The sequence below is a fragment of the Xanthomonas sp. CFBP 8151 genome, from assembly GCF_011761885.1.
GTDB lineage: Bacteria > Pseudomonadota > Gammaproteobacteria > Xanthomonadales > Xanthomonadaceae > Xanthomonas > Xanthomonas arboricola_B.
This window is the reverse complement of record NZ_JAASQZ010000001.1, coordinates 1,285,514-1,311,520: the sequence shown is the minus strand read 5'-3', so window position 1 is coordinate 1,311,520 and position 26,007 is coordinate 1,285,514. Positions and strand designations below refer to the sequence as shown.

At 64.9% G+C, this 26,007-nt stretch carries 20 protein-coding genes and 1 pseudogene; 11 read left to right on the top strand and 10 right to left on the bottom strand.

Annotated elements, in window-relative coordinates; translation table 11 throughout:
* Positions 1–8: 8 nt before the first annotated feature.
* The 4 genes from FHT08_RS05545 to prmB are packed head-to-tail and all read right to left on the bottom strand — an operon-like array spanning position 9 to position 3,581.
* Complete coding sequence (locus FHT08_RS05545) at positions 9–1,091, bottom strand: D-glycerate dehydrogenase (protein ID WP_166774515.1); 1,083 nt, start codon at positions 1,089–1,091, stop codon at positions 9–11.
* A complete protein-coding gene (gene aroC / locus FHT08_RS05540; RefSeq protein WP_166774514.1) occupies positions 1,084–2,187 on the bottom strand; it encodes a chorismate synthase in 1,104 nt (367 codons plus the stop codon). The genes FHT08_RS05545 and aroC overlap by 8 nt, the downstream gene beginning before the upstream one ends.
* A complete protein-coding gene (locus FHT08_RS05535; protein ID WP_166774513.1) occupies positions 2,177–2,665 on the bottom strand; it encodes a hypothetical protein in 489 nt (162 codons plus the stop codon). The genes aroC and FHT08_RS05535 overlap by 11 nt, the downstream gene beginning before the upstream one ends.
* A complete protein-coding gene (prmB, locus tag FHT08_RS05530; RefSeq protein ID WP_166774512.1) occupies positions 2,655–3,581 on the bottom strand; it encodes a 50S ribosomal protein L3 N(5)-glutamine methyltransferase in 927 nt (308 codons plus the stop codon). The genes FHT08_RS05535 and prmB overlap by 11 nt, the downstream gene beginning before the upstream one ends.
* 80 nt (positions 3,582–3,661) lie before the next feature.
* On the opposite strand from prmB, the gene FHT08_RS05525 reads away from it, so the two are divergent.
* Positions 3,662–4,312, top strand: coding sequence for an SCO family protein (locus FHT08_RS05525; RefSeq protein ID WP_166774511.1), 651 nt, complete (start codon positions 3,662–3,664; stop codon positions 4,310–4,312).
* Positions 4,309–5,157, top strand: coding sequence for an archaetidylserine decarboxylase (asd, locus tag FHT08_RS05520; protein WP_166774510.1), 849 nt, complete (start codon positions 4,309–4,311; stop codon positions 5,155–5,157). The genes FHT08_RS05525 and asd overlap by 4 nt, the downstream gene beginning before the upstream one ends.
* Positions 5,158–5,784: 627 nt before the next feature.
* Here the strand turns inward: asd and FHT08_RS05515 are convergent.
* The gene (locus FHT08_RS05515) at positions 5,785–7,368 is read right to left on the bottom strand and encodes a transglycosylase SLT domain-containing protein (protein ID WP_166774509.1); all 1,584 of its coding nucleotides are present in this window, start codon (positions 7,366–7,368) and stop codon (positions 5,785–5,787) included.
* A gap of 281 nt (positions 7,369–7,649) precedes the next feature.
* Here FHT08_RS05515 and FHT08_RS05510 point away from each other — a divergent pair, with 281 nt between their 5' ends.
* A complete protein-coding gene (locus FHT08_RS05510) occupies positions 7,650–9,155 on the top strand; it encodes a helicase HerA-like domain-containing protein (protein WP_166774508.1) in 1,506 nt (501 codons plus the stop codon).
* 72 nt (positions 9,156–9,227) lie between these two features.
* Here the strand turns inward: FHT08_RS05510 and nudK are convergent, their stop codons facing one another.
* Positions 9,228–9,827 (bottom strand): GDP-mannose pyrophosphatase NudK, encoded by a 600-nt coding sequence (nudK, locus tag FHT08_RS05505; RefSeq protein ID WP_104536796.1) that lies wholly within the window; start codon positions 9,825–9,827, stop codon positions 9,228–9,230.
* Between the two features lie 357 nt (positions 9,828–10,184).
* Between nudK and FHT08_RS05500 the strand changes: the two genes are divergently transcribed.
* Positions 10,185–11,459, top strand: a complete 1,275-nt coding sequence (locus FHT08_RS05500) for a hypothetical protein (protein WP_166774507.1) — start codon at positions 10,185–10,187, stop codon at positions 11,457–11,459.
* A gap of 412 nt (positions 11,460–11,871) precedes the next feature.
* On the opposite strand, the gene FHT08_RS05495 is transcribed toward FHT08_RS05500, so the two are convergent.
* Complete coding sequence (locus FHT08_RS05495; protein WP_166774506.1) at positions 11,872–13,338, bottom strand: rhomboid family intramembrane serine protease; 1,467 nt, start codon at positions 13,336–13,338, stop codon at positions 11,872–11,874.
* 106 nt (positions 13,339–13,444) lie between these two features.
* On the opposite strand from FHT08_RS05495, the gene greB reads away from it, so the two are divergent.
* Positions 13,445–13,951 (top strand): transcription elongation factor GreB, encoded by a 507-nt coding sequence (greB, locus tag FHT08_RS05490; RefSeq protein ID WP_104537844.1) that lies wholly within the window; start codon positions 13,445–13,447, stop codon positions 13,949–13,951.
* A 79-nt stretch (positions 13,952–14,030) separates the two neighbouring features.
* Here greB and rimO read toward each other — a convergent pair whose 3' ends face one another.
* Complete coding sequence (rimO, locus tag FHT08_RS05485) at positions 14,031–15,404, bottom strand: 30S ribosomal protein S12 methylthiotransferase RimO (RefSeq protein WP_104536792.1); 1,374 nt, start codon at positions 15,402–15,404, stop codon at positions 14,031–14,033.
* A gap of 182 nt (positions 15,405–15,586) precedes the next feature.
* Between rimO and FHT08_RS05480 the strand changes: the two genes are divergently transcribed.
* From FHT08_RS05480 to FHT08_RS05465, 4 genes are all read left to right on the top strand, one after another.
* Complete coding sequence (locus tag FHT08_RS05480; RefSeq protein WP_047126793.1) at positions 15,587–16,249, top strand: dienelactone hydrolase family protein; 663 nt, start codon at positions 15,587–15,589, stop codon at positions 16,247–16,249.
* Positions 16,246–16,683: an HIT family protein gene (locus FHT08_RS05475; RefSeq protein WP_047126794.1), complete on the top strand. Its 438-nt coding sequence runs from the start codon at positions 16,246–16,248 to the stop codon at positions 16,681–16,683. Before FHT08_RS05480 ends, FHT08_RS05475 begins: the two co-directional genes overlap by 4 nt.
* A gap of 27 nt (positions 16,684–16,710) precedes the next feature.
* The gene (locus FHT08_RS05470; RefSeq protein WP_006452352.1) at positions 16,711–16,878 is read left to right on the top strand and encodes a DUF5668 domain-containing protein; all 168 of its coding nucleotides are present in this window, start codon (positions 16,711–16,713) and stop codon (positions 16,876–16,878) included.
* A 395-nt stretch (positions 16,879–17,273) separates the two neighbouring features.
* Complete coding sequence (locus tag FHT08_RS05465; protein ID WP_166774505.1) at positions 17,274–17,459, top strand: DUF5668 domain-containing protein; 186 nt, start codon at positions 17,274–17,276, stop codon at positions 17,457–17,459.
* Positions 17,460–17,480: 21 nt separating this feature from the next.
* Here FHT08_RS05465 and dcd read toward each other — a convergent pair whose 3' ends face one another.
* Positions 17,481–18,050, bottom strand: coding sequence for a dCTP deaminase (gene dcd, locus FHT08_RS05460; RefSeq protein ID WP_010366727.1), 570 nt, complete (start codon positions 18,048–18,050; stop codon positions 17,481–17,483).
* A 97-nt stretch (positions 18,051–18,147) separates the two neighbouring features.
* Positions 18,148–18,999, bottom strand: coding sequence for an iron-sulfur cluster carrier protein ApbC (gene apbC, locus FHT08_RS05455; RefSeq protein ID WP_166774504.1), 852 nt, complete (start codon positions 18,997–18,999; stop codon positions 18,148–18,150).
* 337 nt (positions 19,000–19,336) lie between these two features.
* Between apbC and FHT08_RS05450 the strand changes: the two are divergent.
* Together FHT08_RS05450 and FHT08_RS05445 are read left to right on the top strand one after the other, a co-directional pair.
* A pseudogene (locus FHT08_RS05450) lies at positions 19,337–22,326 on the top strand (TonB-dependent receptor).
* 375 nt (positions 22,327–22,701) lie between these two features.
* On the top strand, positions 22,702–25,776 hold the full coding sequence (locus FHT08_RS05445; protein WP_166774503.1) for a TonB-dependent receptor: 3,075 nt from the start codon (positions 22,702–22,704) through the stop codon (positions 25,774–25,776).
* The last annotated feature ends 231 nt before the right edge of the window (positions 25,777–26,007 follow it).

Sequence of the window (26,007 nt, the reverse complement as noted above, 5' to 3'; positions counted from 1 at the left end):
GAGGTTCCCTATCGTTTGGTCGTGATGGTTTTGCCGGCGCCGGCGCCGGTGCTGGTCGCTTCGCCAGCGCGCGCTCCGCCCTGTTTGGCAGCAGCCACCGCATCGGCATTCAGCGCGCTCGGCGGATGGCCGGCATTGGGACCCTTGCCCAGCGCGGCAATCAGGTTGTCCACCGCCAGCTGCACCATCGCGCGGCGCGTGGCCAGGCTGGCGCTGCCGATATGCGGGGTGAGCACGACGTTGCGCAGGGCCAGCAGTTCGGGACGGACGGCCGGCTCGCCTTCGTAGACATCCAGGCCGGCACCGGCCAGACGCCCGTTGGCGAGCGCATCGGCCAGCGCGATTTCATCGACCAGGCCGCCGCGCGCGATATTCACCAGCGTGGCGGTGGGGCGCATCTTGCCCAGCGCCGCGGCATCGATGATGTGGTGCGAATCCTTGCTGTACGGCAGCACCAGCACCAGGTGATCGGCCTGCGCCAGCAACGTATTGCGGTCCACGTACTGCGCGCCGAGCGCCTGTTCGGTGGCGGCCGGCAGCTTGCTGCGATTGTGGTACAGCACGCGCATGCCGAAGCCGTGCGCGCCGCGGCGGGCGATGCCCTGCCCGATCCGGCCCATGCCCAGGATGCCCAGCGTGCTGCCGTGGAGATCGGCACCAAGCATGGTCTTGAACGACCACTGCCCCCACTGCCCGTCGCGCAGCCAGCGCTCGGCTTCGGTGATGCGGCGCGCGGTGGCCATCAGCAAGGCAAAGCCGAGATCGGCTGTGGTCTCGGTCAATACATCCGGGGTGTTGCTGGCCAGGATGCCGGCAGCGCTGAGCGCGTCCAGATCCAGGTTGTTGTAGCCCACGCCGACGTTGGCGATCGCGCGCAGTTGCGGCGCAGAAGCGATTTCCGCCGCGCCGATACGCTCGTTGAGGGTGATCAGCGCACCGTCCAGCGACGCCAGCCGCGCAGCCAGCTCGGCCGGCGAATACGTGGTGACGCGCGCGGTGGTGGTCAGCTCGAAATGCTCGCCCAACTGCGCGACGACATCGTCGAACAGCGGCTGGCTGACCCACACCCTGGCGCGTGGCGACTCAGACATCGGCCTGACCGGGAATGCGTGGCGCCACCTCGCCGACATCGCCGCACTGGGCGCGATGACGCAAGGCCTGGTCCATCAGCACCAATGCCATCATCGCCTCGGCGATCGGGGTGGCGCGGATGCCGACGCAGGGGTCGTGGCGGCCGGTGGTGATCACATCGACCACCGCGCCGTCCGCATCCACGGTCGCGCCGGGCAGGCGCAGGCTGGAGGTCGGCTTGAGCACCATCGAGGCGGTGATCGCCTGGCCGGTGGAAATGCCGCCCAGGATGCCGCCGGCATGATTGCTGAGAAAGCCTTCCGGAGTGATCAGGTCGCGGTGTTCGGTGCCCTTCTGCGCGGCGCTGGCGAAGCCGTCGCCGATCTCCACGCCCTTGACCGCATTGATGCTCATCAAGGCGGCGGCCAGTTCGGCATCGAGCTTGCCGTAGATCGGCTCGCCCCAGCCCGCCGGCACGCCACCGGCCACCACGTCCACGCGCGCGCCGACCGAGTCGCCGGACTTGCGCAGCGCGTCCATATAGGTTTCCAGCTCGGGCACCTGCTCGGTATGCGGCCAGAAAAACGGATTGTCCTCGACCGCATTCCAGTCGAAACCGGTCGGGCGGATCTCGCCCAGCTGCGATAGAAATCCGCGCACCAGCACGCCGTAGCGCTGCTTGAGCCATTTCTTGGCGATCACCCCGGCGGCCACGCGCATGGTGGTCTCGCGCGCGGACGAGCGCCCACCGCCACGCGGATCGCGGATGCCGTACTTCTGCCAATAGGTGTAGTCCGCGTGCCCGGGACGGAACTGCTGGGCGATGTTGCTGTAGTCCTTGCTGCGCTGATCGGTGTTGCGGATCAGCAGGCCGATCGGCGTGCCGGTGGTGCGGCCTTCATAGACGCCGGACAGGATCTCGATCTCGTCGGCCTCGCGGCGTGCCGAGGTGTGCCGGCTCTTGCCGGATGCACGCCGCTGCAGATCGTGGGTGAATTCTTCCGGTGCGATCTCCAGGCCCGGCGGGCAACCGTCGACCACGCAGCCGATCGCCGGCCCGTGCGACTCGCCGAAGGTGGTGACCGTCAACAGGCGGCCGAAACTGTTACTGCCCATGACGGCATCCTCTCAACAGTGCAGCAGGTGGCGTGGCGCGCAGGATGCGCGGCAGGTGACGTGCCGCCACCAGCAACGGCGCCACCGCCAACAGGCCGCTGAACACCAGTACAAATGCATCCAGCCTGTCGCGCCCACTGAGCAGCCAATCGGCGAGCAGGTACAGCGCAACGCCGATTCCGACCAGCAGGCCGAGTGCCACGATGAGCGTGCGGCGCCGGTGCGCGCGCAAGGCCGCATCCGAACTGACCACCACGATCCACGCCGATACCAGGCCGAAAAACGCCATCAGGCCGAAGCCGATCTCCGCCCCCGCGCTCAACCAGCGCTGTGGCGAGGGACCGCCGTACATCGGGTCGAACAGGCGGTACACCACGTCGACCAAACCGAGCGGAATGCCGACGCCGAAGATGGACACCGGCACCAGCAACAGCAGATCGCTCAGCTGCGGCCGCGCGATGGACGACTCAGCGCGCACTGGCCAGCTCGGCGATGCGCGCGCCGTGCGCGATCAGCTCGCGGCATTCGACCGCGAAGATACCCATCTGCCCGACCTTGAACTCGACCCAGGCCAGATCCACTTCCGGCAGCAGCTTGATCAGGTGCTGCTCGGACTCGCCCACTTCGCAGATCAGCAGGCCATCTTCGCTGAGGTGCTGCGGCGCATCGCGCAGGATCTTCAGCACCAGATCCAGGCCGTCGTCGCCGGCACGCAGACCCAGCTCCGGCTCGTAGGAATACTCCTGCGGCAGTGCGTCGGTTTCGTCGTTGGTGACGTACGGCGGATTGGTGACGATCAGGTCGTACTGGCGGCCCCCCAGCCCGGCGAACAGGTCCGACTTGAGCAGGGTGACATTGTCGGCAAGCAGGCGCGCCTTGTTTTCGGCAGCCAGTGCCAGCGCGTCGTCGCTGATGTCCACGCCGTCCACGTCCCACTGCGGGTTGTAGTGGCCCATGGCGATCGCGATGCAGCCCGAACCGGTGCACAGGTCCAGCGCGCGGGTGACTTCGCGGCCGCCCAGCCAGGGCTCGAAGCCGGCCTCGATCAGCTCGGCGATCGGCGAACGCGGCACCAGCGCGCGCGCATCGCTCTTGAAGCTCAGCCCGGCGAACCAGGCCTCGCCGGTCAGGTACGCCGCCGGCACGCGCTCGTGGATGCGGCGCTCGAACAAGCCCAGCACCTGCTCCTTTTCCGAGCGCAGCAGGCGCGCCTGGCCATAGGCAGGGCCCAGATCGTGCGGCAGATGCAGGCTGTGCAGGACCAGCTGGGTGGCCTCGTCCAGCGCATTGTCGTAGCTATGGCCGAAGGTCAGACCGGCTGCATTGAAACGGCTGGTGCCGTAGCGGATCAGGTCGATGATGGTGTGCAGTTCGTCGGCCGCGGCGGCAGTCATGGCAACAACTAAAGAGGAATCGGCCCCCGATTATAGAGGTCGGATCGGTATCATGAGCGTCCGTTGCACTGGAAACCGCCATGTTCAATCGCAATACCGGCATCGTGCTGCTGGTGGCGCTGGCCGCCGGCCTGGGGCTGTTGCTGGGCCAGAAGTTCCTCGGCGCCGCGCCCAGCTCGCCCTGGCCACCCACCCGGACCATCACCTTTTATCCGCAGCCACGCACGCTGCCGCAGTTCAGCCTGCGCCAGTCCGACGGCACCCAGCTGGTACCCGGTGAGCTGAAGGGACATTGGACGCTGGTGTTCCTGGGCTTCACCTTCTGCCCGGACGTCTGCCCGACTACGCTGACCGATCTGGCGGTGGCGCAGCAGCAGTGGGAAAGCATCCCCGATGGCCTGCGCCCGCGCGTGCTGTTCGTGTCGGTGGACCCGCAGCGCGACCCGCCGGCGCGCCTGGGCGAATACTCGCACGCCTTCCACAAGGACACCCTGGCCGCCACCGCGGAGGTGCCGGCATTGCAGCGCTTTGCCACCGCGCTGGGCTTCGTGTTCCAGAAAGTGCCCGGCAAGGGCTTTGCGGACAATCCCAACGACTACAGCATGGATCACTCGGCCGGCATCGCCGTGCTCGACCCGCAGGGCCGCCTAGCCGGGCTGATCCGTCCCCCGCTCGACCCCAAGGCGATCGCCGCCGACCTCCAGCAACTGACCAAGGTAACCGCTCCGTGAGTCTCGTCACTTCCCTGACCTACGTGCTGCCGCACCGGTTGCTGTCCTCGCTGGCGCGTGCGCTGGCCTATTCCGATACGCCGTCCACCAAACAATGGTTGATCGACACGGTCACGCGCAAGTTCGGCGTGAACCTGGGCGAGGCACTGGAACCGGACCCGCGCGCCTATCCCACCTTCAATGCATTCTTCACCCGCGCCTTGAAGCCGGGCGCACGCGTGCCTGATGCCGATCCTGCGGCGCTGCTGATGCCCGCCGACGGCCGCATCAGCCAGCTCGGCCCGATCGAGAACGGCCGCATTTTCCAGGCCAAGGGGCAGTCGTTCACTGCCGCCGAGTTGCTCGGCGACGCCGAAGCGGCGCAGCCGTTCAACGATGGCCTGTTCGCGACGGTCTACCTCTCGCCCAAGGACTACCACCGCGTGCATATGCCGTGGACCGGCACCCTGCGCGAGACCGTGCACGTGCCCGGCCGCCTGTTCAGCGTTGGCCCGGATGCGGTGCGCAATGTGCCGCGGCTGTTCGCGCGCAACGAGCGCCTGGTCTGCCACTTCGACACCGACTTCGGCCCGATGGCCTCGGTGATGGTGGGCGCGCTGCTGGTGTCGGGCGTGGAAACGGTGTGGAGCGGCGTGGAGATCCCGCGCTACGGCGACCGCATCACGCGCAAGGATTATCGCGGCAAGGGCATCGTGCTGGAGCGGTTTGCGGAGATGGCGCGCTTCAATTACGGCTCGACCGTGATCGTGCTGCTGCCGCCAGGTGTCGCAAAGCTCGACGGCGGACTTGCCGCGGAGACATCGGTGCGCCTGGGGCAGGCGCTCGCACGTCGCCAGCCGAGCTGATCACGGCGGCGCGCCTGCGATTGCCCGCTTCGGTACGCAAGTGATGCAACGCAGCGACGTCCTCGTAGGAGCGGGCCTGACCGCGACAGGGCGTTCCCGACGAAGTTCATGCGCAGGCGCATGTCGCACTCCCAGCTTTCGATGTAGAGCGTCATCGCCTGCGCTGGAACGACCGGGACTGCTTCGTCGCGGCCAGGTCCGCTCCTACCATGGCGCAGCCCGGCGCAGTGCCCCGATGCGATACGCCCGCACTGACCAACGATCTCCGCTGGTCAGCTCGATGACCTACGCCGAGCAGGAACACCTGTCCGCGGCGAAACGCCACCATGACAGCGGCGTCGCACTCAGGCTCGCTCGCTACAAGACCGATGCCCAGTCCGGCTCCCAACAAGAACGATGCGGGTGTAGGAGCGGACCCGACCGCGACGTGGCATTCGCAGTGAGGCTGGGGGGCTTGCGCCTCTCGGCACTCCAGCCTCCGATTCGGAGCCTGGAGTTACCGGAGCAGCTTCGTCGCGGCCAGGTCCGCTCCTACGGGGCGCCCGACCGCTCACACAGAAGCGACCCAACGCAGCTCTCCGAAGCAGCTGGCCGATGCTCTAACCCACGCGGTACTGCAAGCGCTGCTCAGCGATCGCAGCCGGCCAGCTTGATGCTCTGCCCGGGCTTGAGCGCATACGACGGCGCCTTCAGGCCATTGGCCCTGGCCAGCTCCTTGATCTCGCACTGATACTTCTGCGCCACGCGACCGAGCGTGTCGCCCCTGGCGATGGTGTAGCTGCGCGCCTGCTTGGCCTTGGGCTTGGCGATCGCGGGCTGGCCGGTGGCCACGGTGGTCGGCACGCCGGCCATCGGGCTGACATCGCCCACCGCCACGCTGGGCACGTACTCGGGGGTGCTGCTGCTGCGCACGATCGCGCTGTTGAGATCGGCGGTGATCAGCGTGCGCGCCAGGTCCGCGCGCGGGCCGTTCACGCAGTAGCGCGTGTACAGACTGACGATGCGGTTGGTGGCGTTGATGACGGTGCCGGCCGGAATCCAGCCATCGGATTCATAGCGCGGGTTGAGGTTGCGCAACGCGCGCATGTAGCCGTCGCGCGCGCCCATGCTGCCCAGGCAGATGGTGAGTTCGTAGATGGTGGTCGACTTGGCCAGCTTCAGCGTGGCCGGCTGCGCGTCGAGCTTGGCGAAGTCCACGCCGTACTGGCGCGGGTGCAGGAAGATCCACGCCGCGGCGATCACCATCGGCACGTAGTCCTTGGTTTCGGCCGGAAACTGGTTGTAGACGTCCTGGTCCCAGAATCCGCGTCCGCCGCTCTGCGAGAACACGCGCGCGGCACGGCCCTCGCCACCGTTGTAGGCGGCCAGCGCCAGCTCGATGTTGCGATTGAGCCCGGCCATGCGCTCGTTGAGGTAGGCGGCGCTGGCTTCGGCGGCGCTGCGTGCATCGAAGCGCGTATCGAAGCCGGTGCCGTCCGGGCCCAGCCCGAAGCGACGCCCGGTGGCCGGCATGAACTGCATCAATCCAGCCGCGCCGGCACGCGAGCTGGCGTGCACCTTGCCGTTGGATTCCTTGGCCATGATGCCGAACAGCAGCGCCTCGGGCAGGCCGCGCTTCTGCCATTCCGGCCACATCACCCCGCGCAGGTTGCTGTAGTTCTCGTAGCTGGTCAGCAGCGCCGGACGCATGTCGGTCAGCCAGCGGCGGATGCCGGCCTGCACCGCCGGGTTGTACTGCACCATCTTGTCGAAATCGTGGCGCTGGTCGTTGAGCAGCGAGGCGGCACGCGCCGCCTCGGGCACGCCGTTCGCCGCAGGGCCGAGGTGGTCCGGGTCGGCCTGCAGCAGGGTGTCGTCGTCCTGCGGATCTTCGGCGGCCGGCGCTTCGGCATCGGCGCGCGCCTTCAGCAGGCGCTTGTAGGTGGCCAGCTGATTGGCGACCAGGCAGCCGCGCTGCTTGATGCAGGCGTCGATGACGTCTTCCATGTCCTCCAGCGCAGCATCGCCTTCGGCGGTGCCCTTGGGGTCGGAGTTGTTCACCAGCACCAGCGCATCGCGATAACGCTTTTCGGCGGCGGCCATGCGGGCATCGAGCACGGCGGCCTTCTCCGTGTCGCGTTTGGAAATGGCGTGGGCAGCGGGGACGACAGACATCAGCGCCACCACGACCAGAACCGGCCATGGGCGCAAACCAAAATGAGCGAGCGGCATCGTAGGCAGTACAGCGGAAAGGCAGGCAGGGTAGCCGCCGGGGCGACACCGCGGCAAGGCGGCGGCGCCCCAGGGTCAGTGGGCCGTTACCTTGGCAGTGGCGCACCGGGCCTGGAATGCCTTGAGGAAGGGCGGCAGGCGGCTGGCAAACCGGCCGCGTCGTTACACCGCCTGTCGGCGGCCGGCAGCCGGACAGCGCGGGCAAACCGGGGTCGATCCCCGCCCGGTTTGCCCGGCCAGATTGCCCGCTAGAATCCGGATTTTCCTACCGGATCTGCGCAATGGCCTCGTTCCTGCTCGGCAAAGGCGTCACCGACGACATCCCGGTTGTGCTGGAAGGGCGCTTCGGCAATCGCCACGGACTGGTGGCCGGCGCCACCGGCACAGGCAAGACCGTGACCTTGATGACCCTGGCCGAAGGCTTCTCGCGCATGGGCGTGCCGGTGTTTCTGGCCGACGTGAAAGGCGATGTCGCCGGCCTGGCGGTGGCGGGCGACGGCGCTGCCGGCGTGCTGCAGCGCGCCACGGAGATCGGCATGGCCGACTACGCGCCGGCCGCCAGCCCGGTGGTGTTCTGGGATCTGTACGGCCAGCTCGGCCACCCGGTGCGCACCACCGTCAGCGAGATGGGCCCCACCCTGCTGGCGCGCATTCTGGAACTCAACGACACCCAGTCCGGTGTGCTCGACATCGTGTTCAAGCTGGCCGACGACCGCGGCCTGCTGTTGCTGGACCTGGATGACCTGCGCGCGCTGCTTGGATTGGTGGTGGAAGAACGCAAGGAACTATCCACCAGTTACGGGCTGGTCTCCAGCCAGTCGGTGGCCGCGATCCAGCGCGCCCTACTGCGGCTGGCGCAGGACGGTGGCGAGCACTTCTTCGGCGAGCCGGCGCTGGAGCTGGCCGACCTGATGCGCGTGTCTGCGGACGGCCGCGGCGTGATCGGCATCCTGGCGGCCAATCAACTGGTGCTCAAGCCGAAGCTGTATTCCACCTTCCTGCTATGGCTGCTGTCGGAACTGTTCGAGCGTCTGCCCGAGGTGGGCGACCTGGAACACCCCAAGCTGGTGTTCGTATTCGACGAAGCGCATCTGCTGTTCGACGATGCGCCGGCTGCGCTGGTGCAGCGGATCGAGCAGGTGGTCCGGCTGATCCGCTCCAAGGGCGTGGGCGTGTATTTCTGCTCGCAGTTTCCCGACGACATTCCCGACACCATCCTCGGCCAGCTCGGCAACCGGGTGCAGCATGCCCTGCGCGCGTTCACCCCGCGCGACCAGAAGGCGGTCAAGACCGCGGCGCAGACCTTCGTGGCCAATCCCAAACTCGATGTGGCCACGGCGATCTCCAGCCTGGGCACCGGCGAGGCGCTGGTGTCGCCGCTGCAAGGCAAGGGGGTGCCGGCACCGGTGCAGCAAACGCTGATCGCCCCGCCACGCTGCCGCATGGGCGCCATCAGCGAGACCGAACGCGCGCAAGTGCGAGCGGCCAGCCCGGTCGGCACCCGCTACGACACCGCGATCAACCGCGAATCAGCTGCCGAACTGCTGGCGCGCCGGGTCGAACAGGTCGCCGAACACAACGCCGCACCGCCGGCACGCACGCGCGAGGACGAGGAAACGCAGGACAGCGGTTTCGGAAAAGCCGTCAAGGATGCCGTGTTCGGCACCGGCCGCCGCCAGGGCATGCTCGAAGCGATGGCCAAGCAGACCTCGCGCACGGTGGGCAACAAGATCGGCCAGCAGATCGTGCGCGGCATCTTCGGCAGTATTTTTGGTGGGAAGCGTTGATCAGCCCTGATCGCCGCCGACACGTTGCGATGACACTGTCGCTTTGAAAGGCTGCCGCGTGTTGGCGTGAACTTACTCCAATACGCCATGCAACTTGGCGTACTGCAACAGCATGATGGTCTTGGCATCGGCGATCTCGCCCGAGCCGATCATCGCCAGCGCTGTATCAAGGGACAGCTCGAGCACCTCGATCTCTTCGCCGTCCTCTTCGAGTCCGCCGCCCTCGCTGACCTTGTCGCCGTCGAAGTATTCGCCGACGAAGAAGTACAGGCGTTCGGTGACCGAGCCAGGGCTCATGAACGCCTCGAACACCTTGCGCACGTTGTCGATGCGGTAGCCGGTTTCTTCTTCGGTTTCCTTGCGGATGCAGGTCAGCGCATCGTCCTGGTCGAGCAGGCCGGCGCAGGCTTCGATCAGCATGCCGTCGGCGTTGCCGTTGAGCAGCGTCGGCAAGCGGAACTGGCGGGTGAGCATCACCGTCTGCTTGGCGCGGCTATACAGCAGGATGGTGGCGCCATTGCCACGATCGTAGGCCTCGCGCGACAGGGTCTGCCAGCGGCCGTCCTTGCGCTGAAAATCGAACGTGACCTTGCGCAGCACATACCAATTGTCCGAGAGCACATCGATGCTGCGAATGCGGACCTGCGGGTTGCCGGTGGCAGAGGGATTCAAGCGACACTCCTTGTGATGCGAGCGATGGCAGCGCCAGGGGCGCGGCGCGCCCGATCGCTCGTACGGGCCGCAAGGATTGCGGCGGGCCACCATTTTACCTGTCGCTGAGTTGGAGCGTCAGACAGATGACGCATGCACTAAATCGGTGGCCTATCGATGCGCGCACGATGCTATCGGACACAGCAAGCTTGGATGCAATGCCGGCACTGACGCATGGCCTGGCCGGCAATATCCGGACCGTGCCGGCGACATGTCGCCAGCCGCTGGCCATCCAGCTTAGTCGGCTCGCCTTCCCCCAATTGCGTGACGACGCGCGCCACCGCACAATCCGGTCACATCACACGCCTGGGGAGCGTCATGGAAGACCGTTTTCGCGCACGCAAGGTTGCCGCGCAGGCCGCGCCGGTACCGTTCTGGACCCGCATTCCCGCCATCGCCACCTATCCGCTGCGCGGCTCGGCGCTGTACGCGTTGATTGCGCTGACGCTGTGCAGCGCGCTGCTGGTGCTGCCGGGCATCCTGAAACTGGTGGTTGCCGGCGTGCTGGGGATGGCGACCTACACCTATGCCTTCGACATCCTGCGCCATACCGCCGACGGGCAAGCCGACGCGCCACGGCTGGGCTACGACAGTTTCGACAGCGCGGTGCTGCGGCTGGTCCTGCTGGCGCTTGCGCTGGGCATCGTCATTGGTGCGGCGGGCGTGCTGGCTGGCAAGCCTGGCCTGACCATCGCCTATCTGGCAGTCCAGTTGCTGCTGCCGGGCATGATGATTGCGCTGGCCATCGACGGCAGCCTGCGCCGCGCGCTCAATCCTGCCGTGTCGATCGACATGGCAGTGCGCATCGGCTGGCCGTATCTGGCCGCATACGGTTTGCTGTACGTGATCCAGGGCAGCGCCACTGCGGCGATCTTCATTGCGGCGAAGTATCTGCCGCCGATCGTGCGCGAGGCGACGATGGTAATCGCCTCGATCTGGAGCCTGTTCGCCAGCTTCCACCTGATGGGGTATCTGGTCTACCAGTACCACGAAGAACTGGGCTACATGCCCAGCGGTGGCGCGGCGTTCGAGCGCGAAGACCCGGATCAACGCCTGCTCGACGAAGCAGAACAGTACGTGCGCGATGGACATTCCGACGAGGCATTTCAGGCGCTGCGCGGCGCGGTGCGTTCGCGTGCGGTGAGCCTGGCGGTGCACGAGCTGTACCAACGGCTGCTGCGTCAACACCATCGCAACGACGAACTGCGCGAGCACACCCGCCAGTACATCAACCGTCTGCTGCAGGAAAAACAGGAGCGCCGCGCGCTCGCATTGCAGCGCGAAGCGCTGGACGGCGACTCCGCGTTTACCCCGCTGACGCCTGAGCAGGCCACCGTGCTGGCCGAGCGCGCAAAGATGGCCGGGCAATTCCAGCTGGCGACCGATGGCCTGCTTGCGGCTATTGCCGCATGGCCGCGCGATCGGATGATGCCGGCATGGTCGCTGGATGCGGGCCTGCTGCTGGGCGAACGGTTCGGCCGCGATGAGCAGGCGCGCGCGGTGCTGCAAAACGCACTGACTCAATGCGACGACGATGCACTACGCGCGAAGCTGGGAGCCGCGCTGAAAGCGGTGGCAATTCAACCAGCTTGAGCGGCCAACAAAATTTTAAAGTCGACAGGTAAATCCACAAAATTGGCGCATCTTGCGACATGCACTGCTCGCAGCCCTGCACACCGACCATCTCGGCTGGTCCTTGTCCGCTCACCGTCGCGGGACCTTACGCGGCATGGATGCCGCGTAAGAGCCTACAAGGACGTACTTGCGGCGTGTCCCGCGAGGGTGGGCGGGCAAGGTCCCTGCAGCCAGGCTGCAGATCCACCGCTCTGCAACTCATCCATCCGCGCTAGATAATTCTGCTCGAGGCAGAAGACACAACAGCAACCCGGACCTCGCGTAGCAGTGTCTTTCAAGTGCAGTCAAATGCCAGGTCAAAAGCTCCGGTGAGTCGAGTGTACGGAGCCCTCACCGCTTGCTTTGGCAACACGGATCAAGCAGAAATCACTCACCCGTTCTCGAGCAAAAAGCGCGCCTTGCTGGCCTGCGCCTGCTCGGGGAACTGCTCCAGCAGCTGACGCAGCAAGCGCGCACGCTGCGCGCCGTCCTGCAGCTCGCCGTGTCGCAGGGCCAGCACGAACCAGTGGTGCGCCAGCTCGGCGCGCGGCATCCCCGACTCGCCTTCCTTCAACAGACGTTCGGCATCGGCCAACAATCCAGTGCGCAGACATGCGCCGATCAGTGCCGTGCGTGCCGATGGCGCGTACCCGATCCCGGCCTTGCTCAGTTCTGCAGCGACCGTCAGCTGGATGCGGCTCTGCTCGGCGTGATGTGTGTGCAGATGCAGCAGCGTCTGCGCTAGCCGCACTCTGTCCTGGTTGCGGCCGGCATTGCGTGCGGTGCGGTAGCGCGCGAGCGCCACGTCCAGGTTATGCGGCTGCTCGCTGGCCAGCTCCGCCAACAGGCGTTCGGCTTCCACGTTCTCCATGCGTCCCAGATGCCGCTGCGCGCGCTCCCAGCGATCGTCCACCAGCATTGCCTCGCTCTCCTGCATGAAGGCCGGGCGCGTGCGCCGCAACAGCACCAGTACGACACCGAGCAGCGCGCCACTGATCAGCCCACCGGCGTGCGCCTCGAAGGCGACGCTGCCGTTGTCGCTCCATAGCAGGCTGTAAAGCTCCCAGCCCAACCACAGCGGCAGCAGCAGGATCGCCGGCCCGCGCACGTAGTCGAACACCACAAAGAACCAGTAGAAGAAGCGCACCCTGCGCCTGCCCCAGACCGCGCAGAACGCGCCCATCAAGGCGGCGATCGCACCGGAGGCGCCCAAGCCGCCACCCGGCGCGCCCCAGCGCCACCACAGGCTGGCTGCGCTGGCGCCGAACCCGCCCAGCAGATACAGCAGAAGGAACCAGCCGCTGCCGATCGCACCTTCCAGCAAGGTGCCCAGCGCCAGCAGAAACAGCATGTTGCCCAGCAAGTGATCAAAGCTTCCATGCAGGAAAGTGGCCGTCAGCATCCTCGCAGGTGACCACTCGGAGCTACGCTGCAGATGCCGCAGCGTGAACACCCTGGACAGGTGCGCATCGTAGGGCGCGCGCAATGTGCGCCATTCGCGCAGACGCTGCTCGTCCTCGAACAATGCGCCGCTGCGCAATGCCTCTGTAAAGGCCAGGTCGTGCATCGTCAGGTGCGCCAGATACGCAAGGCGTTGCCGCGCCGGCACGCTGTCCAGCCTGGCCTGGCGCGCAACACGCAGCCTGGTGTCGCCGGTCTGCTGCAGATAGCGCACATGGGCCTGCGCCTCCACCGCACCGAGGCCGGATTCGACGTAGTAGCGCACCGCGTTTTCGACCAGCGCGTCGTCCTTGCGCTGATAGCCCAGGTAGACCACCGCATTGATCATTACCAGCAGCAGGGTCACCCAGGGAATGTTCTGGCGCGACCAGGGTTTGTGCAGCGGCATCAGCAACATGACAACGTCCGTGTCCCGGAAGGCGCAAAGCTTCGCCGTGCGACGGCAGATGCGCAAGCCGGCCATGCGCGCTAGCATCGCGCCCCCGCTGTCCGACGCACCGCCCATGAGCCGCTGGCGCCCGCCTGCCGAAAAAAGCACCGCACTGATCACGCCCGACGGCCACGCCCGGCTCAAGGCCGAGCTGGAAGAGCTCTGGCGCGTGCGTCGGCCGGAGGTGGTGCGTGCGCTGGCCGCCGCCGCGGCAGAGGGCGACCGCTCGGAGAACGCCGAGTACACCTATCGCAAGAAGCAGCTGGGCGAGATCGACCGCCGCGTGCGTTATCTGAGCAAACGCCTGGAAGCGCTACGCGTGGTGGACACCGCGCCGACCGACCCGCGCGCGGTGTTCTTCGGCGCACAGGTCGAGCTGGAGGACGCCGACAGCGGCGAGCTGCTGCACTACCGCATCGTCGGCCCGGACGAAACCGACGCCGGACGCGGCTGGATCAGCATCGACTCGCCGTTGGCGCGCGCCTTGTTGAAAAAACGCGTGGACGACGAGTTCGAAGCGCAGTTGCCGTCGGGCAAGCACACCTTCGTGGTGGTGTCGGTGGATTACGCGATCCCATAGGCATCCATTCGCAATCTGCTGACATGTAGGAGCGCACTTGTACGCTCCTACGGACAGATGCGGACGAATCCGCACCTAGTTACACCATCTGCAGATTCAACGCGCGCCCCTGCTGGGGTGCGACATTGGCCGGCAGCGCATCGCCGAACAGATCGTGCTCGTCGCTGTCGGTGATCTCCACATCGACCAGGTCGCCGACCTTCAACCCGCGTTCGCCGCCGTTCTGGATATGCACCAGCCCATCGATTTCCGGTGCGTCCGCGCGTGAGCGCGCCACTGCGATGTCGTCTTCGATCAGGTCGACCAGGCATTGCTGCACGCTGCCGATCTTGGATTCCAAACGCGCGGCAGAAATCTCCGCCTGCCTGGCCATGAAGCGGGCCAGACGTTCCTGCTTGAGCTCTTCCGGCACCGGATCGGGCAGCGCGTTGGCGCTGGCGCCTTCCACCGGCGAATACGCAAACGCGCCGACACGGTCCAGCTGGGCCTGATCCAGGAAGTCGAGCATGGATTCGAATTCGGCATCGGTCTCGCCGGGGAAGCCGACGATGAAGGTGGAGCGCACCGTGATCTCCGGGCACATCGCCTTCCAGCGCTGCACGCGCTCCAGCGTCTTGTCGACTGCGCCCGGCCGCTTCATCAGCTTGAGGATGCGCGGGCTGGCGTGCTGGAACGGGATGTCCAGGTACGGCAGCAGCTTGCCTTCGGCCATCAGCGGAATCACATCGTCCACGTGCGGGTACGGATAGACGTAGTGCAGCCGCGTCCACACGCCCAGTTCCGACAAGCCTTCGCATAGCGCCTTCATGCGGGTCTGGTACATGCGGTCGCGCCACGGGCGCTCGGCATATTTCAGGTCCACGCCGTAGGCCGAGGTGTCCTGCGAGACCACCAGCAATTCCTTGACCCCGCCGCGGACCAGCCGCTCGGCTTCGCGCAGCACCTCATCGACCGGGCGCGAGGCCAGATCGCCACGCATCGACGGAATGATGCAGAAGCTGCAACGGTGGTTGCAGCCTTCGGAGATCTTCAGGTACGCGTAATGGCGCGGGGTCAGTTTGATGCCGTAGTCGGGCACCAGATCCACGAACGGGTCGTGGCGCGGCGGCAACGCGGCGTGCACCGCCTCCATCACGCTCTGGTAGTCCTGCGGGCCGGACACCGCCAGCACCTGCGGATAGGCCTCGCGGATCTGCTCCGGGCGCTTGCCCAGGCAGCCGGTGACGATCACCTTGCCATTGGCGTTCATCGCCTCGCCGATCGCGTCCAGCGACTCGGTCACCGCCGAATCGATGAAGCCGCAGGTGTTGACCACCACCACGTCGGCAGCGTCGTAACTGGGCACGATGTCGTAGCCCTCCACGCGCAGCTGGGTGAGGATGCGTTCGGAGTCGACGAGCGCCTTCGGACAGCCAAGGCTGACGAAGCCGACTTTGGGGTTCAGCTGGGACATGGAAGCAGGAGCCTGGGAACGGAGCGGCCTGGGGCCTGAGTAGGGCAATTATAGCGGCGCGCGGGCAGCGCTCTGAACCGTGCGCCGGGGCAAGCGAGGTCATCTCAGCGAGACCCTCACCTGCAGCGCCGTCGATCCGGCCGATAATGCGCGCCTTCCCCCATCCTGCATCAGGAGTTCCCATGGGTCACTGGACCACGCTCGACACCCCCGACGGCCAGGTTGCCGCCTGGCACGCCACCCCGACTACCAGCCCGCGCGGCGGCCTGGTGGTGATCCAGGAGATCTTCGGCGTCAACGAACATATTCGCGCGGTGGCCGACGATTACGCCGCGCGCGGCTACGAAGTGCTGGCGCCGGCCTTCTTCGACCTGCAGGAGAAGGACGTGCAGCTGCCCTACGACCAGGAAAGCTTGCAGCGCGGCCTGGCACTGGCCAATGCGGTCGGCCTGGAGCGCCCGGTGGAGGTGGTCAAATCCGCCGCCACCCTGCTCAGCCGCGCCGGCAAGGTCGGCACCGTGGGCTATTGCTGGGGCGGCTCGGTGGCGCTGCTGTCGGCGATCCGCCTGGGCCTGCCCTCGGTGAGCTACTACGGCGGGCGCAACACCCAATTGCTGGACGAAACCCCGAAAGCGCCGGTGATGTTCCACTTCGGCGAGCGGGATACCAGCATTCCGCCCGAGGCGATCCAGGCCCACCGCGAGAAGCTGCCGCAAATGGAAACCTTCGTGTATCCGACCGGCCACGCCTTCAACCGCAGCATCGACCCCACCCACTACGACGCCGACAGCGCCGAGCGTGCCCTGGAGCGTACCCTGGGTTTTTTCGAAGCGCATCTGGGATGAGTGGGACGGCAGCGGGCATGTCCGAGGCGAGCGGCTTCCAACTCGATGCGCGGCTGGCAGCGGACAGCGTGTTCGTCGCCGACGGACCGCTGTCGCAGGTGCGGCTGATGGACGACAGCCGCTTCCCGTGGCTGGTGCTGGTGCCGCGGGTCGCCGATGTCAGCGAATGGATCGATCTGGATGGCGGCCAGCAACGCCTGTTGCTGGCCGAGATCAATCAGCTCTCGCAGTTGCTGCGGGTCGAGCCCGGGGTCGCCAAGCTCAATATCGGGGCGTTGGGCAACGTCGTGCGGCAGCTGCACGTGCATCTGGTCGGCCGGCATCCGGGCGATGCGGCCTGGCCAGGCCCGGTCTGGGGCAGCGGCAGCGCGCAGCGCTTCGAGGCCGATGCGCTGCGCCAGCATGTCGCTACGTGGGCGCAGCGGCTACGATAGGCGCCCGTCTTGCAACCACCTTTCCGCATGAAATCCAATGTCGTCGCCGCGCTGATCCTGATCCTCGTCGGCCTGCTGTTTCTGGCCAATAACCTGGGCTGGACCAATGTCAGTCTTGGCCGGCTGATCGCCACATGGTGGCCGGCGGCGTTGGTCGCTTGCGGTGTGGGGATGTTGTTTGGGCGCGGCAAATAGCCGGGAATCGGGAATCGGGATTGGGGAATCGTAAGGGCGCGCTTCTGGCGCTGTTGATTCCCGAACTACCCGGCCGTAGCTTCTGATCTGTCACTGATTGGATGCGGCAATGCGCCTTGAGGCGCGGCTCTCGCCCGTGTGCATGATGGGCGTTAGCTCCCATGAACATGGAATGGAGCGATTCCAGCAGTCGATCAGCCCCAGCGTCTGGTCAGAGCGCCGACATCCCTTCTCCCATCGGGAGAAGGTGAGACTGCCAGCGAACACGACACGGCCACCAATGCAGCCATGACCTTGCCGGCATGACGTCTGTCATCCGCAAGAGTTGACTTCCGGCACCTGATCGGCGGGCGTGTTGCGCGCAGCATGGGCGCACACCTACCGAGGACATCGCCATGCACTATCGCCTGATTCCCGCCCTGTTCCTGATCACGCTGGGCACGCTGTTTCTGTTGGACAACCTCGGGCTGGCCCGTATCGAGCTGGGCAACCTGGTGTCGACCTGGTGGCCGGCGTTGCTGATCGCCGCCGGCGTGCGCCAACTGCTGCGCTACCGCGAGCGGGCCACCGCGACCTGCTGAAGGTCACGGCTGCCCACTGCATCAGGTGCGCGGCAGGGTTACGCCGGTCTGGCCCTGGTACTTGCCGCCACGGTCCTTGTACGAGGTCTCGCAGACTTCGTCGGACTGGAAGAACAGCATCTGCGCCACGCCTTCGTTGGCGTAGATGCGCGCCGGCAGCGGCGTGGTATTGCTGAATTCCAGCGTGACGTGGCCTTCCCACTCCGGCTCCAGCGGGGTCACGTTGACGATGATGCCGCAGCGCGCATAGGTGCTCTTGCCCAGGCATACCACCAAGGTGTCGCGCGGGATGCGGAAGTACTCCACCGTGCGTGCCAGCGCAAAGCTGTTGGGCGGGATGATGCAGACGTCCGATTCGATATCGACAAAGCTGCCCGGATCGAAGTGCTTCGGGTCGACGATCGTCGAGTTGATGTTGGTGAAGATCTTGAACTCGCGCGAGCAGCGCACGTCGTACCCGTAGCTGGAGGTGCCGAAGCTGACGATGCGCTGGCCGGCGGCGTCATGCTTGATCTGGCCGGGTTCGAACGGCTCGATCATCGCGTGCTGTTCGGCCATGCGCTTGATCCAGCGGTCGCTCTTGATGCTCATGCGGTGTTCCTTGAAGACGGAAGGCGGCAGGCCGAGCGGCCTGCGCGAAAGGCAGCGAAGTCTAGCAAGCAGCCGGCACCAGCGGCCGGCCTGCGCGCTACAGCAGCGAAGCCGAAATCGGGATGCTGGCGCGCGGCCGCTTGCCCAGCTCTTCGGACAGACGCGCGGCAGCGGCCAGATAGGCCAGCGCTGCCGCCGACTCCGGCGCGGCCACCACGATCGGCTGGCCGGCATCGCCCTGCTCGCGGATCGCGATCGCCAGCGGCAACGAACCAAGCAGGGGCACGCCGTACTGCGCAGCCATGCGCTCGCCGCCGCCTTCGCCGAACAGGTGCTCGCGGTGGCCGCAATGGCTGCAGGTATGCACGGCCATGTTCTCGACGATGCCAAGCACCGGCACCTCGACCTTTTCGAACATCTTCAAGGCCTTGCGCGCATCCAGCGTGGCGATGTCCTGCGGCGTGGTGACGATGACCGCACCGGCCACCGGGATCTTCTGCGACAAGGTCAGCTGGATATCGCCGGTGCCCGGCGGCAGGTCGATCAGCAGGTAATCGAGGTCGTCCCACAGGGTGTCGTTGAACAGCTGGGTCAGTGCCGAGGTCGCCATCGGCCCGCGCCAGATCATCGGCGTGTCCTGGTCGACCAGCAAGCCGATCGACATCGCCTCGATCCCGAACGCGCGCAGTGGCTCGATCGACTTGTTGTCCGGGCTGTCCGGCCGCCCGCTCAGGCCCAGCATCGCCGGCACGCTCGGCCCGTAGATGTCCGCGTCCAGTACCCCGACGCGCGCACCCTGCTGGCACAAGGCCAGCGCCAGATTCACCGCAGTGGTGGACTTGCCCACCCCCCCTTTGCCGGAACCAACCGCAATCACATTGCGTATCCGCGGGTGCGGCGCCAGCGCGCCCTGCACCGCATGCGCGGGGATTCTGCGCTCGCCGGTCATGCGCATGCGCTCTGGGGGAGGTCGATCGCCTTGCTTGAAGCGCGTTGCACCATCGTCGTCATTGCCTGCCTGATTCGTCGTGCGCTGCCAACGCGGCGATCGCCGCATCGCCAGCCGCAGCGCTGGAAAGATCGCCAGTTTACCGACTCGGCCACGGGCAGACGCGTTTCCCAGCGCGGCCAAACGCCGGCACTGTACGCCAAGCCATGTGTCAGGCAGCGACAAATTTAACAAATATGGACACATGGTTAAGGAATTGTTACGTTCGGGGTTCAGTTCAGCCAGCGCTCAGCGAGCACTGCTGTTTCGCAATATCCGGCAAGGAATCCGCACCGTCATGTCGAGTCGTCTTCAGCAACACACCCAGCGTCATCGTTTGAGCACCGCATTGTTTGCCGTGCTGGCCGCTTCTGCCGGCCACGCCGCGGCGCAGTCAGAAAACGGGATCGCACCCGGCACCACCGATCTGGACAAGGTCACTGTCACCGGCTCGCGCATTGCGCGTACCGGCTTCGTCACGCCCTCACCGGTCACTGCGATCAGTGCCGAGGAAATCCGCGCCACCGGCGCGACCACCATCAGCGACCTGATGGCGCGCATGCCGGCGCTGGCACCGAGCTACACGCTGGGCAATTCCACCCGCTTCATCGGTACCGCCGGGCTGGGCCTGCTCGACCTGCGCGGCATGGGCACCGACCGCACACTGGTGCTGGTCAACGGCCGTCGCCACGTGGGTTCCAGCCCGGGTTCGACTGCCGTGGACGTCAACACGATTCCGGTGGAATGGGCGGAACGCGTCGACGTCATCACCGGTGGTGCCTCGGCCGTCTACGGCGCCGACGCAGTGGCCGGCGTGGTCACTTCATCCTAAAGAAGACCTTCACCGGATTGGAGACGCGCGCGCAGACCGGCCTGGCCGATGAGGGCAACTACAACCGCTCCTTCGCCAGCTTCCCGGCAGGCACCGACTTTGCGGATGGCCGCGGCAACATCGCGGTGTCGGGTGAATACAGCAAGCAGGACCGCTTCGGCCGCGGCAACCGCGCCATCGGCCGCGAGTATCTGGTGTCGGTTCCGAACCCCGCGTTCGACCCGAGCCAACCGCCGAGCGAGCGCAATCCGCAGAATGTGCTCAGCGGCCCGGGCGGCAATCATTCCACGTCCTACGGCGGCACCTTCAACCTGGGCACCTTCGATTTCCGCAACCCGGGCAGCTACGGCAACCGCTACCTGTTCAACCAGGACGGCAGCTTCCGCCGCAATCGCTACAACGGCCCGGTGGTCAGCAATACCTCGTGCGTGGATTGCGATTTCGTCGATCTGAATGCGGTTGCCGACCTGCAGCCCGGCTTCGATCGCAAGAGCGTCAACACCATGATCAACTTCGAGATCAGCGCGAACCATCGCCTGTTCTTCGAGGGCAAGTACAGCGAGACCGATTCGGAATTCTTCGGCCAGCCGGCATTCGACAGCTCGCTGCGCGTGCGTCGTCAGAATCCGTATGTCAGCCCCGAACTCGGTGCGCTGATGGATGCGCGCGGTGCCACCCAGATCCTGATGAACCGCTTCAACGTCGATGCCGGCCGCCGCGGCGAGAACATCGAGCGCAAGACCTACCGCGCAGTGCTCGGCGCCGAAGGCAATTTCACCGACAACTGGAGCTACGACGTGTCTGCCAACTACGGCAAGACCACGGTCGACCGCCTGAACCTCAACAATCGCATCAATGAGCGCTGGCAAGCCGGTATCGACGCCGCACGCGATGCTAGCGGCAACATCGTCTGCCGCACCACGCTGGATCCGAACGCGATCAACCCCAACACCAACCGCGTCTATTCGGCCCTGGCGCGCGAAGGCTGCGTGCCGTTCAGCGTGTTCGGCAACGACGCGGTGACCCCGGAAGCAGCGGCGTGGTTCAACACCACCGCGCGCTCGCAGGCCAAGATCCAGCAGACCGTGTTCAGCGCCTCGGTGGCCAACAGCAACCTGCTGTCGCTGCCGGCCGGCGACATCGGGTTTGCCGGGGGCGTGGAGTACCGCAAGGAGCAGAGCGAGGAGATCACCGATCCGCTGGCGGCCTCGGGCGCGACCTTCCTCAACGCCATCCCCAATAGCGGTGGCGAGTACACCGTCAAGGAAGTCTTCGTCGAGAGCACCATTCCGTTGCTGGCAGGCCTGCCGGGCGTGGACCGGTTGGCGCTGGACGTGGCAGGGCGCTATTCGGACTACGACAGCATCGGCTCGACCAAGACCTGGAACGTGGGCCTGGACTGGACCATCATCCCGTCGCTGCGTTTGCGCGGCACGCTGGCACAGGCGGTACGCGCGCCCAGCATCGGCGAGCTGTACGACTCGCAGAGCGAGAACTTCGCGAGCATCAACGATCCCTGCAACTACCTGCCGACCAACACCAACCGCCCAGGCACCGCGGGCGACGTGGCATTGCGCCAGGCCAACTGCAGTGCGCTGGGCGTGCCGGTGGGCTGGATCGACACCTACACCTCCACCCGCCCCGGCGTGAGCGGCGGCAATCCTGAGTTGAAGCCGGAGCGCGCGCGCAGCCTGTCGTATGGTCTGGTGTGGCAACCGGAGTTCTTCGACGGCTTCGGCATGTCGATCGACTACTGGCGCATCGACCTGCAAGACGCGATCGGCACCGTGACCGCAGAGACCAATGCCACGCGCTGCGTGGACAATCCAGGCGGCATCGACAACAGCTTCTGCGGCTTCGTGCAGCGCGCCCCGCTGGGTGGATTCACCGACCCGCAGGGCCGCATCTATCCCGAACACAGCATCATCGGCTGGCAGGCCCTCAACGAAAACCTGTCCCGCTCGCGGCGTGTGGGCGTGGATCTGGAAATGGACTACCGCTTCCAGCTCGGCGAAGGCAACACCGTACTGCGCCTGGTCGGTACGCGCCTGATCCAGTCGCGCGAATGGGTGTTCCAGGACTTCCCGGCCGAATACGACGAGTACGTCACCTACGTGACCGACCCGCGCTGGCGTGCGCAGTTCCAGACCAAGTACAACTGGAACGAATGGCGCGCCTCGTGGGACATGAACTATGTAGACGGCAACCTGCGCGTGACGCCGGAAAGCTACAACAGCAATCCGGGCTCGGCCAGCCCGATCAAGAACGGCTCGTACACCTACCACAACTTCCAGTTCGGCTACCAGTTCCCCGGCGCGAAGATCGACGTCTACCTCGGCATCGACAATGCCTTCGACAAGGATCCGCCACGCAACTACTTCGGCTCGGACTTCACCTCCGCGCTATACGACAACGTTGGGCGGTTCTTCTATCTGGGCACGACGGTCCGGTTCTGAGTCCGGTTGACGATGCATTGAAAAGACCCCGTCTGACGGGGTCTTTTTTTGATGTTTCAAATGCAACCATACAACCAACCTCTACAACTAAACGCGGGTATATCAGCCAAGTAGCGCTCGGTTCATCGAGCGCAATTTCACGCCGCATTGCGCGCACTGACAAAAATGAATACTTGTGCGGCTTGAGCGCGCGCGTGCTCACATGCCTGACAATTTGTGCGCAGATCCGCATATTTGATGCGGATCTCGCCCTTTTCATTAACGAATCATTCAAAACGCTTGCGACTCAGACCACAGATTCATTACGTTCGGGTTAAGGCCATCTGACTCTCCGATGACCGCCACTTCTCCCGATACCCAGTTGAAAGGTTAGGAATGAGCAATCAATTTCGTCGCCATGTCCTCAAGCGCACCGCTCTGGCTGTCGTGCTCGGCGCCTGTCTCGCCAATGGCGCGGCCTACGCACAAAGCACGACCGGCAGCATCTACGGTAGCGCTCCCTCGGAAGCCGGCAGCACCATCGTCGTGCAGAGCGACACCGGCCTCAGCCGCACGATCACCATCGACGCCAATGGCCGCTACAACCTCGGCTCGTTGCCGGTGGGCGCCTATACCGTCACCCTCAAGCGCGGCGATCAGGTCGTCGATACCCGCAAGAACGTGCAGTTGCGCGTCGGATCCGGCACAGAGGTGTCGTTTGCGGGCGCAGCTGCCAGCGGCAGCACCGATGCAACGACGCTCGGCGCAATCACGGTCACCGCCGCCAACGCGCCGAAGATCGACGTCAGCTCCACCAGTTCGCGGTCGGTGATCACGTCCGAACAGCTGGCAACCCTGCCGCTGGGACGCAGCGCCGAAGCGATTGCGTTGCTTGCACCAGGTGCGATTTCCGGAAGTGGCGCCTTCAACAATGGCTCGCGGTCCACCATCTCGTTCGGCGGCGCTGGTGTGACGGAGAATGCCTATTACATCAACGGCGTTAATGTCACTAATCCGTTCAACAACCTCGGCGGGCTCAGCCTCCCCTACGGCGCAATCGACCAACAGGAAACATATACGGGCGGCTACAGCGCGAAGTACGGCCGCTCGACCGGCGGCGTCATCAGCCAAGTGGGTAAGCGCGGCACCAACGAGTGGCATTTTGGTGCGCAAGCGGTATGGGAACCGAAATCGCTGGCGAGCTCACGCGGCGATGCTTGGTATCCGAATAGCGAACTTCCGGAGAATTATGGTTATGAAGATGACGACCTGCCCGGGACGATCTATCGCCGCGGCAAGGGCGACGTGCAGAACAGGACCGTTTACAGCGCGTACGCGGGTGGCCCGCTGATTGAGGATCGCCTATTCCTGTTCGTGGCCGGCGAAACGGACAAGGTCGACGGAGCAACCACCAATATTGCGACGGCCGCCAGCGACCAGGGACGCAGCCATTATGAGAACAGTTCGCCGAAGTTCTACGGCAAACTGGACTGGAATATCAACGACAGCAACATTCTCGAATACACACGCATCGAAAATAACGATCGACGCTCCGGTGTCTACAGCAATTACGACTATGCGACACTGACGGATCAGGGCCCTTCTGGCTTGTTCACGGATACGTACAAGCTCAAAGACAGTGTCGATATCGTCAAGTTCACCAGTTACATCACAGACGACCTGACCCTCAATGCAACGTGGGGACGCGATACTCAGCACAACCAACAGTTCAATCCTGGTGCATCGGCATTGCCCAACATCGCCAGTTCGACTCTGCAGGACCCGGCAATCACCGGCGGCCGGCGTATTACCAACGGGCAGGCCACCACGACTGTCAAGGCATCAGACCCGATCAATAAGAGTCGCAATCTGCGTCTGGAGCTGAACTATCGTCTAGGCGATCATGACTTGACCGCCGGCGTGGACAATATGTACTTCAACGCCTACGACGAAGGCGTATTTACCAGTGGTCCAGGGTATCGCTGGATCTACGGCAGCCAGGACGATCCCAGCGAACCCATCAATGGTGCACTGGGCGTTGGCCCCTCCGGAGGTAATGGCTACTTCGTGAACCGCCGTATCTTGACCACAGTTACCAGCATGGCCGTCGAGCAGAAGGCCTACTACTTGGAAGATCGGTGGCAGGTCAACGATAACTGGCTCCTCACGCTGGGTATCCGCAACGACAAGTTCACCAACTACAACAGCGATCATGTGGCTTACGTGGACAGTGGTGACCAGTGGGCTCCGCGTGTCGGGGTGAGCTGGGATGTCTTTGGCGACTCTTCCTTTAAGGTGTTCGCTAACGTCGGTCGCTACTATCTTGCGCTGCCGAATCAGGTCGCCATTCGCGGGGCATCGGCCTCGACGTTCACGAACGAATATTTCACCTACACCGGGATCGACGCCAACGGCGAACCAACTGGCCTGACTGCACTCGGTCCCGGCCCGGTCTCCTCCAACGGTGAATATGGTGAGGCACCGGATCCGAACTCGTTCGCCCCAAGCGATCTGAAGTCGCAGTATCAAGACGAGTTCCTGATTGGCTTCGAAAAGACGCTCGGCGAGAAGTGGAATTCGGGCGCCAAAGTCACTTATCGCAAACTCCAGACTGCGATCGATGACGTCTGCGATCCCGGCCGTATGTCCGATGCGCTTACCGCAGCGGGCGGTGATGCCAGCAGCGTGAGTATTCCTGGTTGCGTGATGTTCAACCCGGGCGAGACCAACACCTACAACCTTGCCAACACTGACGGATCTGGCTATACCCAGCTGCGTATGTCGCAGTCCGATTGGGGCTTCACCGACAAAGCCAAGCGCAACTACGTTGCCGTGGATCTCTTCATCGAGCATCCCTTCGATGAAAAGTGGTACGGCCGCGTCGATTACACCTGGTCGCACCTATACGGCAACACCGAAGGGCAGGTGAAGTCAGATCTTGGGCAAGCCGACATCTCCAAGACTCAGGACTGGGATGCAGCCCAGCTTATGTACTACGCAGGTGGCAATCTGGCCAATGATCGTCGCCATCAGTTGAAGGCGTTCGGTGCCTACCAATTCACTCCAGAATGGCTGGCATCTGCCACGGTCAGGGTGATGTCGGGCACACCGAAGTCCTGCCTGGGTTATTACGCCGGCCCTGACGCTGCAGCGCTGAACTACGATCCGGTCGGTTATGGCTCGTCGTATCACTACTGCTATGGCCAACCTGTATCTGCCGGCGGCGCTGGGGAGACTCCATGGATCAAAAATCTCGATCTAGGCGTCACGTATCGTCCAGGCTTCGCCGATCACAAGCTGGCGTTTTCGCTGAATGTATTCAATGTACTGAATGATCGTTCGGTCAATCGCATCTCCAGCACCAATGAAGTCACTCGCCGGACCGTGTCCAATACGTATGGGCTCGGTACAGAAGCCTGGAGCTACAACCAGCCGCGCTACATGCGTCTGACTGCGTCCTACGACTTCTGATCGTTTGATCGCGTGCAAAGGCGGAGGTGGGATACCCACCTTCGCCCTGCAGACGTACTGTCTATGGCCCCGGTCTTTCCGGGGCTTTTTTTGGGCTGCCATCGCTGCCTGCGTCAGCCGGCCAAATCACCTGCGCCGCATTATGCCCAGGCGCTCCACCACCGGGATGCGTGCCCGATCCGCATAGATACAGACCTGGCACCGCACCGCGATACGCGCCCTGGCCAGCAT

Bases quoted from the DNA above. Each gene is read 5' to 3' on its own strand.
- FHT08_RS05545 (WP_166774515.1), bottom strand. From the start codon at position 1,091: ATGTCTGAGTCGCCACGCGCCAGGGTGTGGGTCAGCCAGCCGCTGTTC.
- aroC (WP_166774514.1), bottom strand. From the start codon at position 2,187: ATGGGCAGTAACAGTTTCGGCCGCCTGTTGACGGTCACCACCTTCGGC.
- prmB (WP_166774512.1), bottom strand. From the start codon at position 3,581: ATGACTGCCGCCGCGGCCGACGAACTGCACACCATCATCGACCTGATC.
- FHT08_RS05525 (WP_166774511.1), top strand. From the start codon at position 3,662: ATGTTCAATCGCAATACCGGCATCGTGCTGCTGGTGGCGCTGGCCGCC.
- FHT08_RS05515 (WP_166774509.1), bottom strand. From the start codon at position 7,368: ATGCCGCTCGCTCATTTTGGTTTGCGCCCATGGCCGGTTCTGGTCGTG.
- FHT08_RS05510 (WP_166774508.1), top strand. From the start codon at position 7,650: ATGGCCTCGTTCCTGCTCGGCAAAGGCGTCACCGACGACATCCCGGTT.
- FHT08_RS05500 (WP_166774507.1), top strand. From the start codon at position 10,185: ATGGAAGACCGTTTTCGCGCACGCAAGGTTGCCGCGCAGGCCGCGCCG.
- FHT08_RS05495 (WP_166774506.1), bottom strand. From the start codon at position 13,338: ATGTTGCTGATGCCGCTGCACAAACCCTGGTCGCGCCAGAACATTCCC.
- greB (WP_104537844.1), top strand. From the start codon at position 13,445: ATGAGCCGCTGGCGCCCGCCTGCCGAAAAAAGCACCGCACTGATCACG.
- rimO (WP_104536792.1), bottom strand. From the start codon at position 15,404: ATGTCCCAGCTGAACCCCAAAGTCGGCTTCGTCAGCCTTGGCTGTCCG.
- FHT08_RS05480 (WP_047126793.1), top strand. From the start codon at position 15,587: ATGGGTCACTGGACCACGCTCGACACCCCCGACGGCCAGGTTGCCGCC.
- FHT08_RS05475 (WP_047126794.1), top strand. From the start codon at position 16,246: ATGAGTGGGACGGCAGCGGGCATGTCCGAGGCGAGCGGCTTCCAACTC.
- FHT08_RS05470 (WP_006452352.1), top strand. From the start codon at position 16,711: ATGAAATCCAATGTCGTCGCCGCGCTGATCCTGATCCTCGTCGGCCTG.
- FHT08_RS05465 (WP_166774505.1), top strand. From the start codon at position 17,274: ATGCACTATCGCCTGATTCCCGCCCTGTTCCTGATCACGCTGGGCACG.
- dcd (WP_010366727.1), bottom strand. From the start codon at position 18,050: ATGAGCATCAAGAGCGACCGCTGGATCAAGCGCATGGCCGAACAGCAC.
- apbC (WP_166774504.1), bottom strand. From the start codon at position 18,999: ATGACCGGCGAGCGCAGAATCCCCGCGCATGCGGTGCAGGGCGCGCTG.
- FHT08_RS05445 (WP_166774503.1), top strand. From the start codon at position 22,702: ATGAGCAATCAATTTCGTCGCCATGTCCTCAAGCGCACCGCTCTGGCT.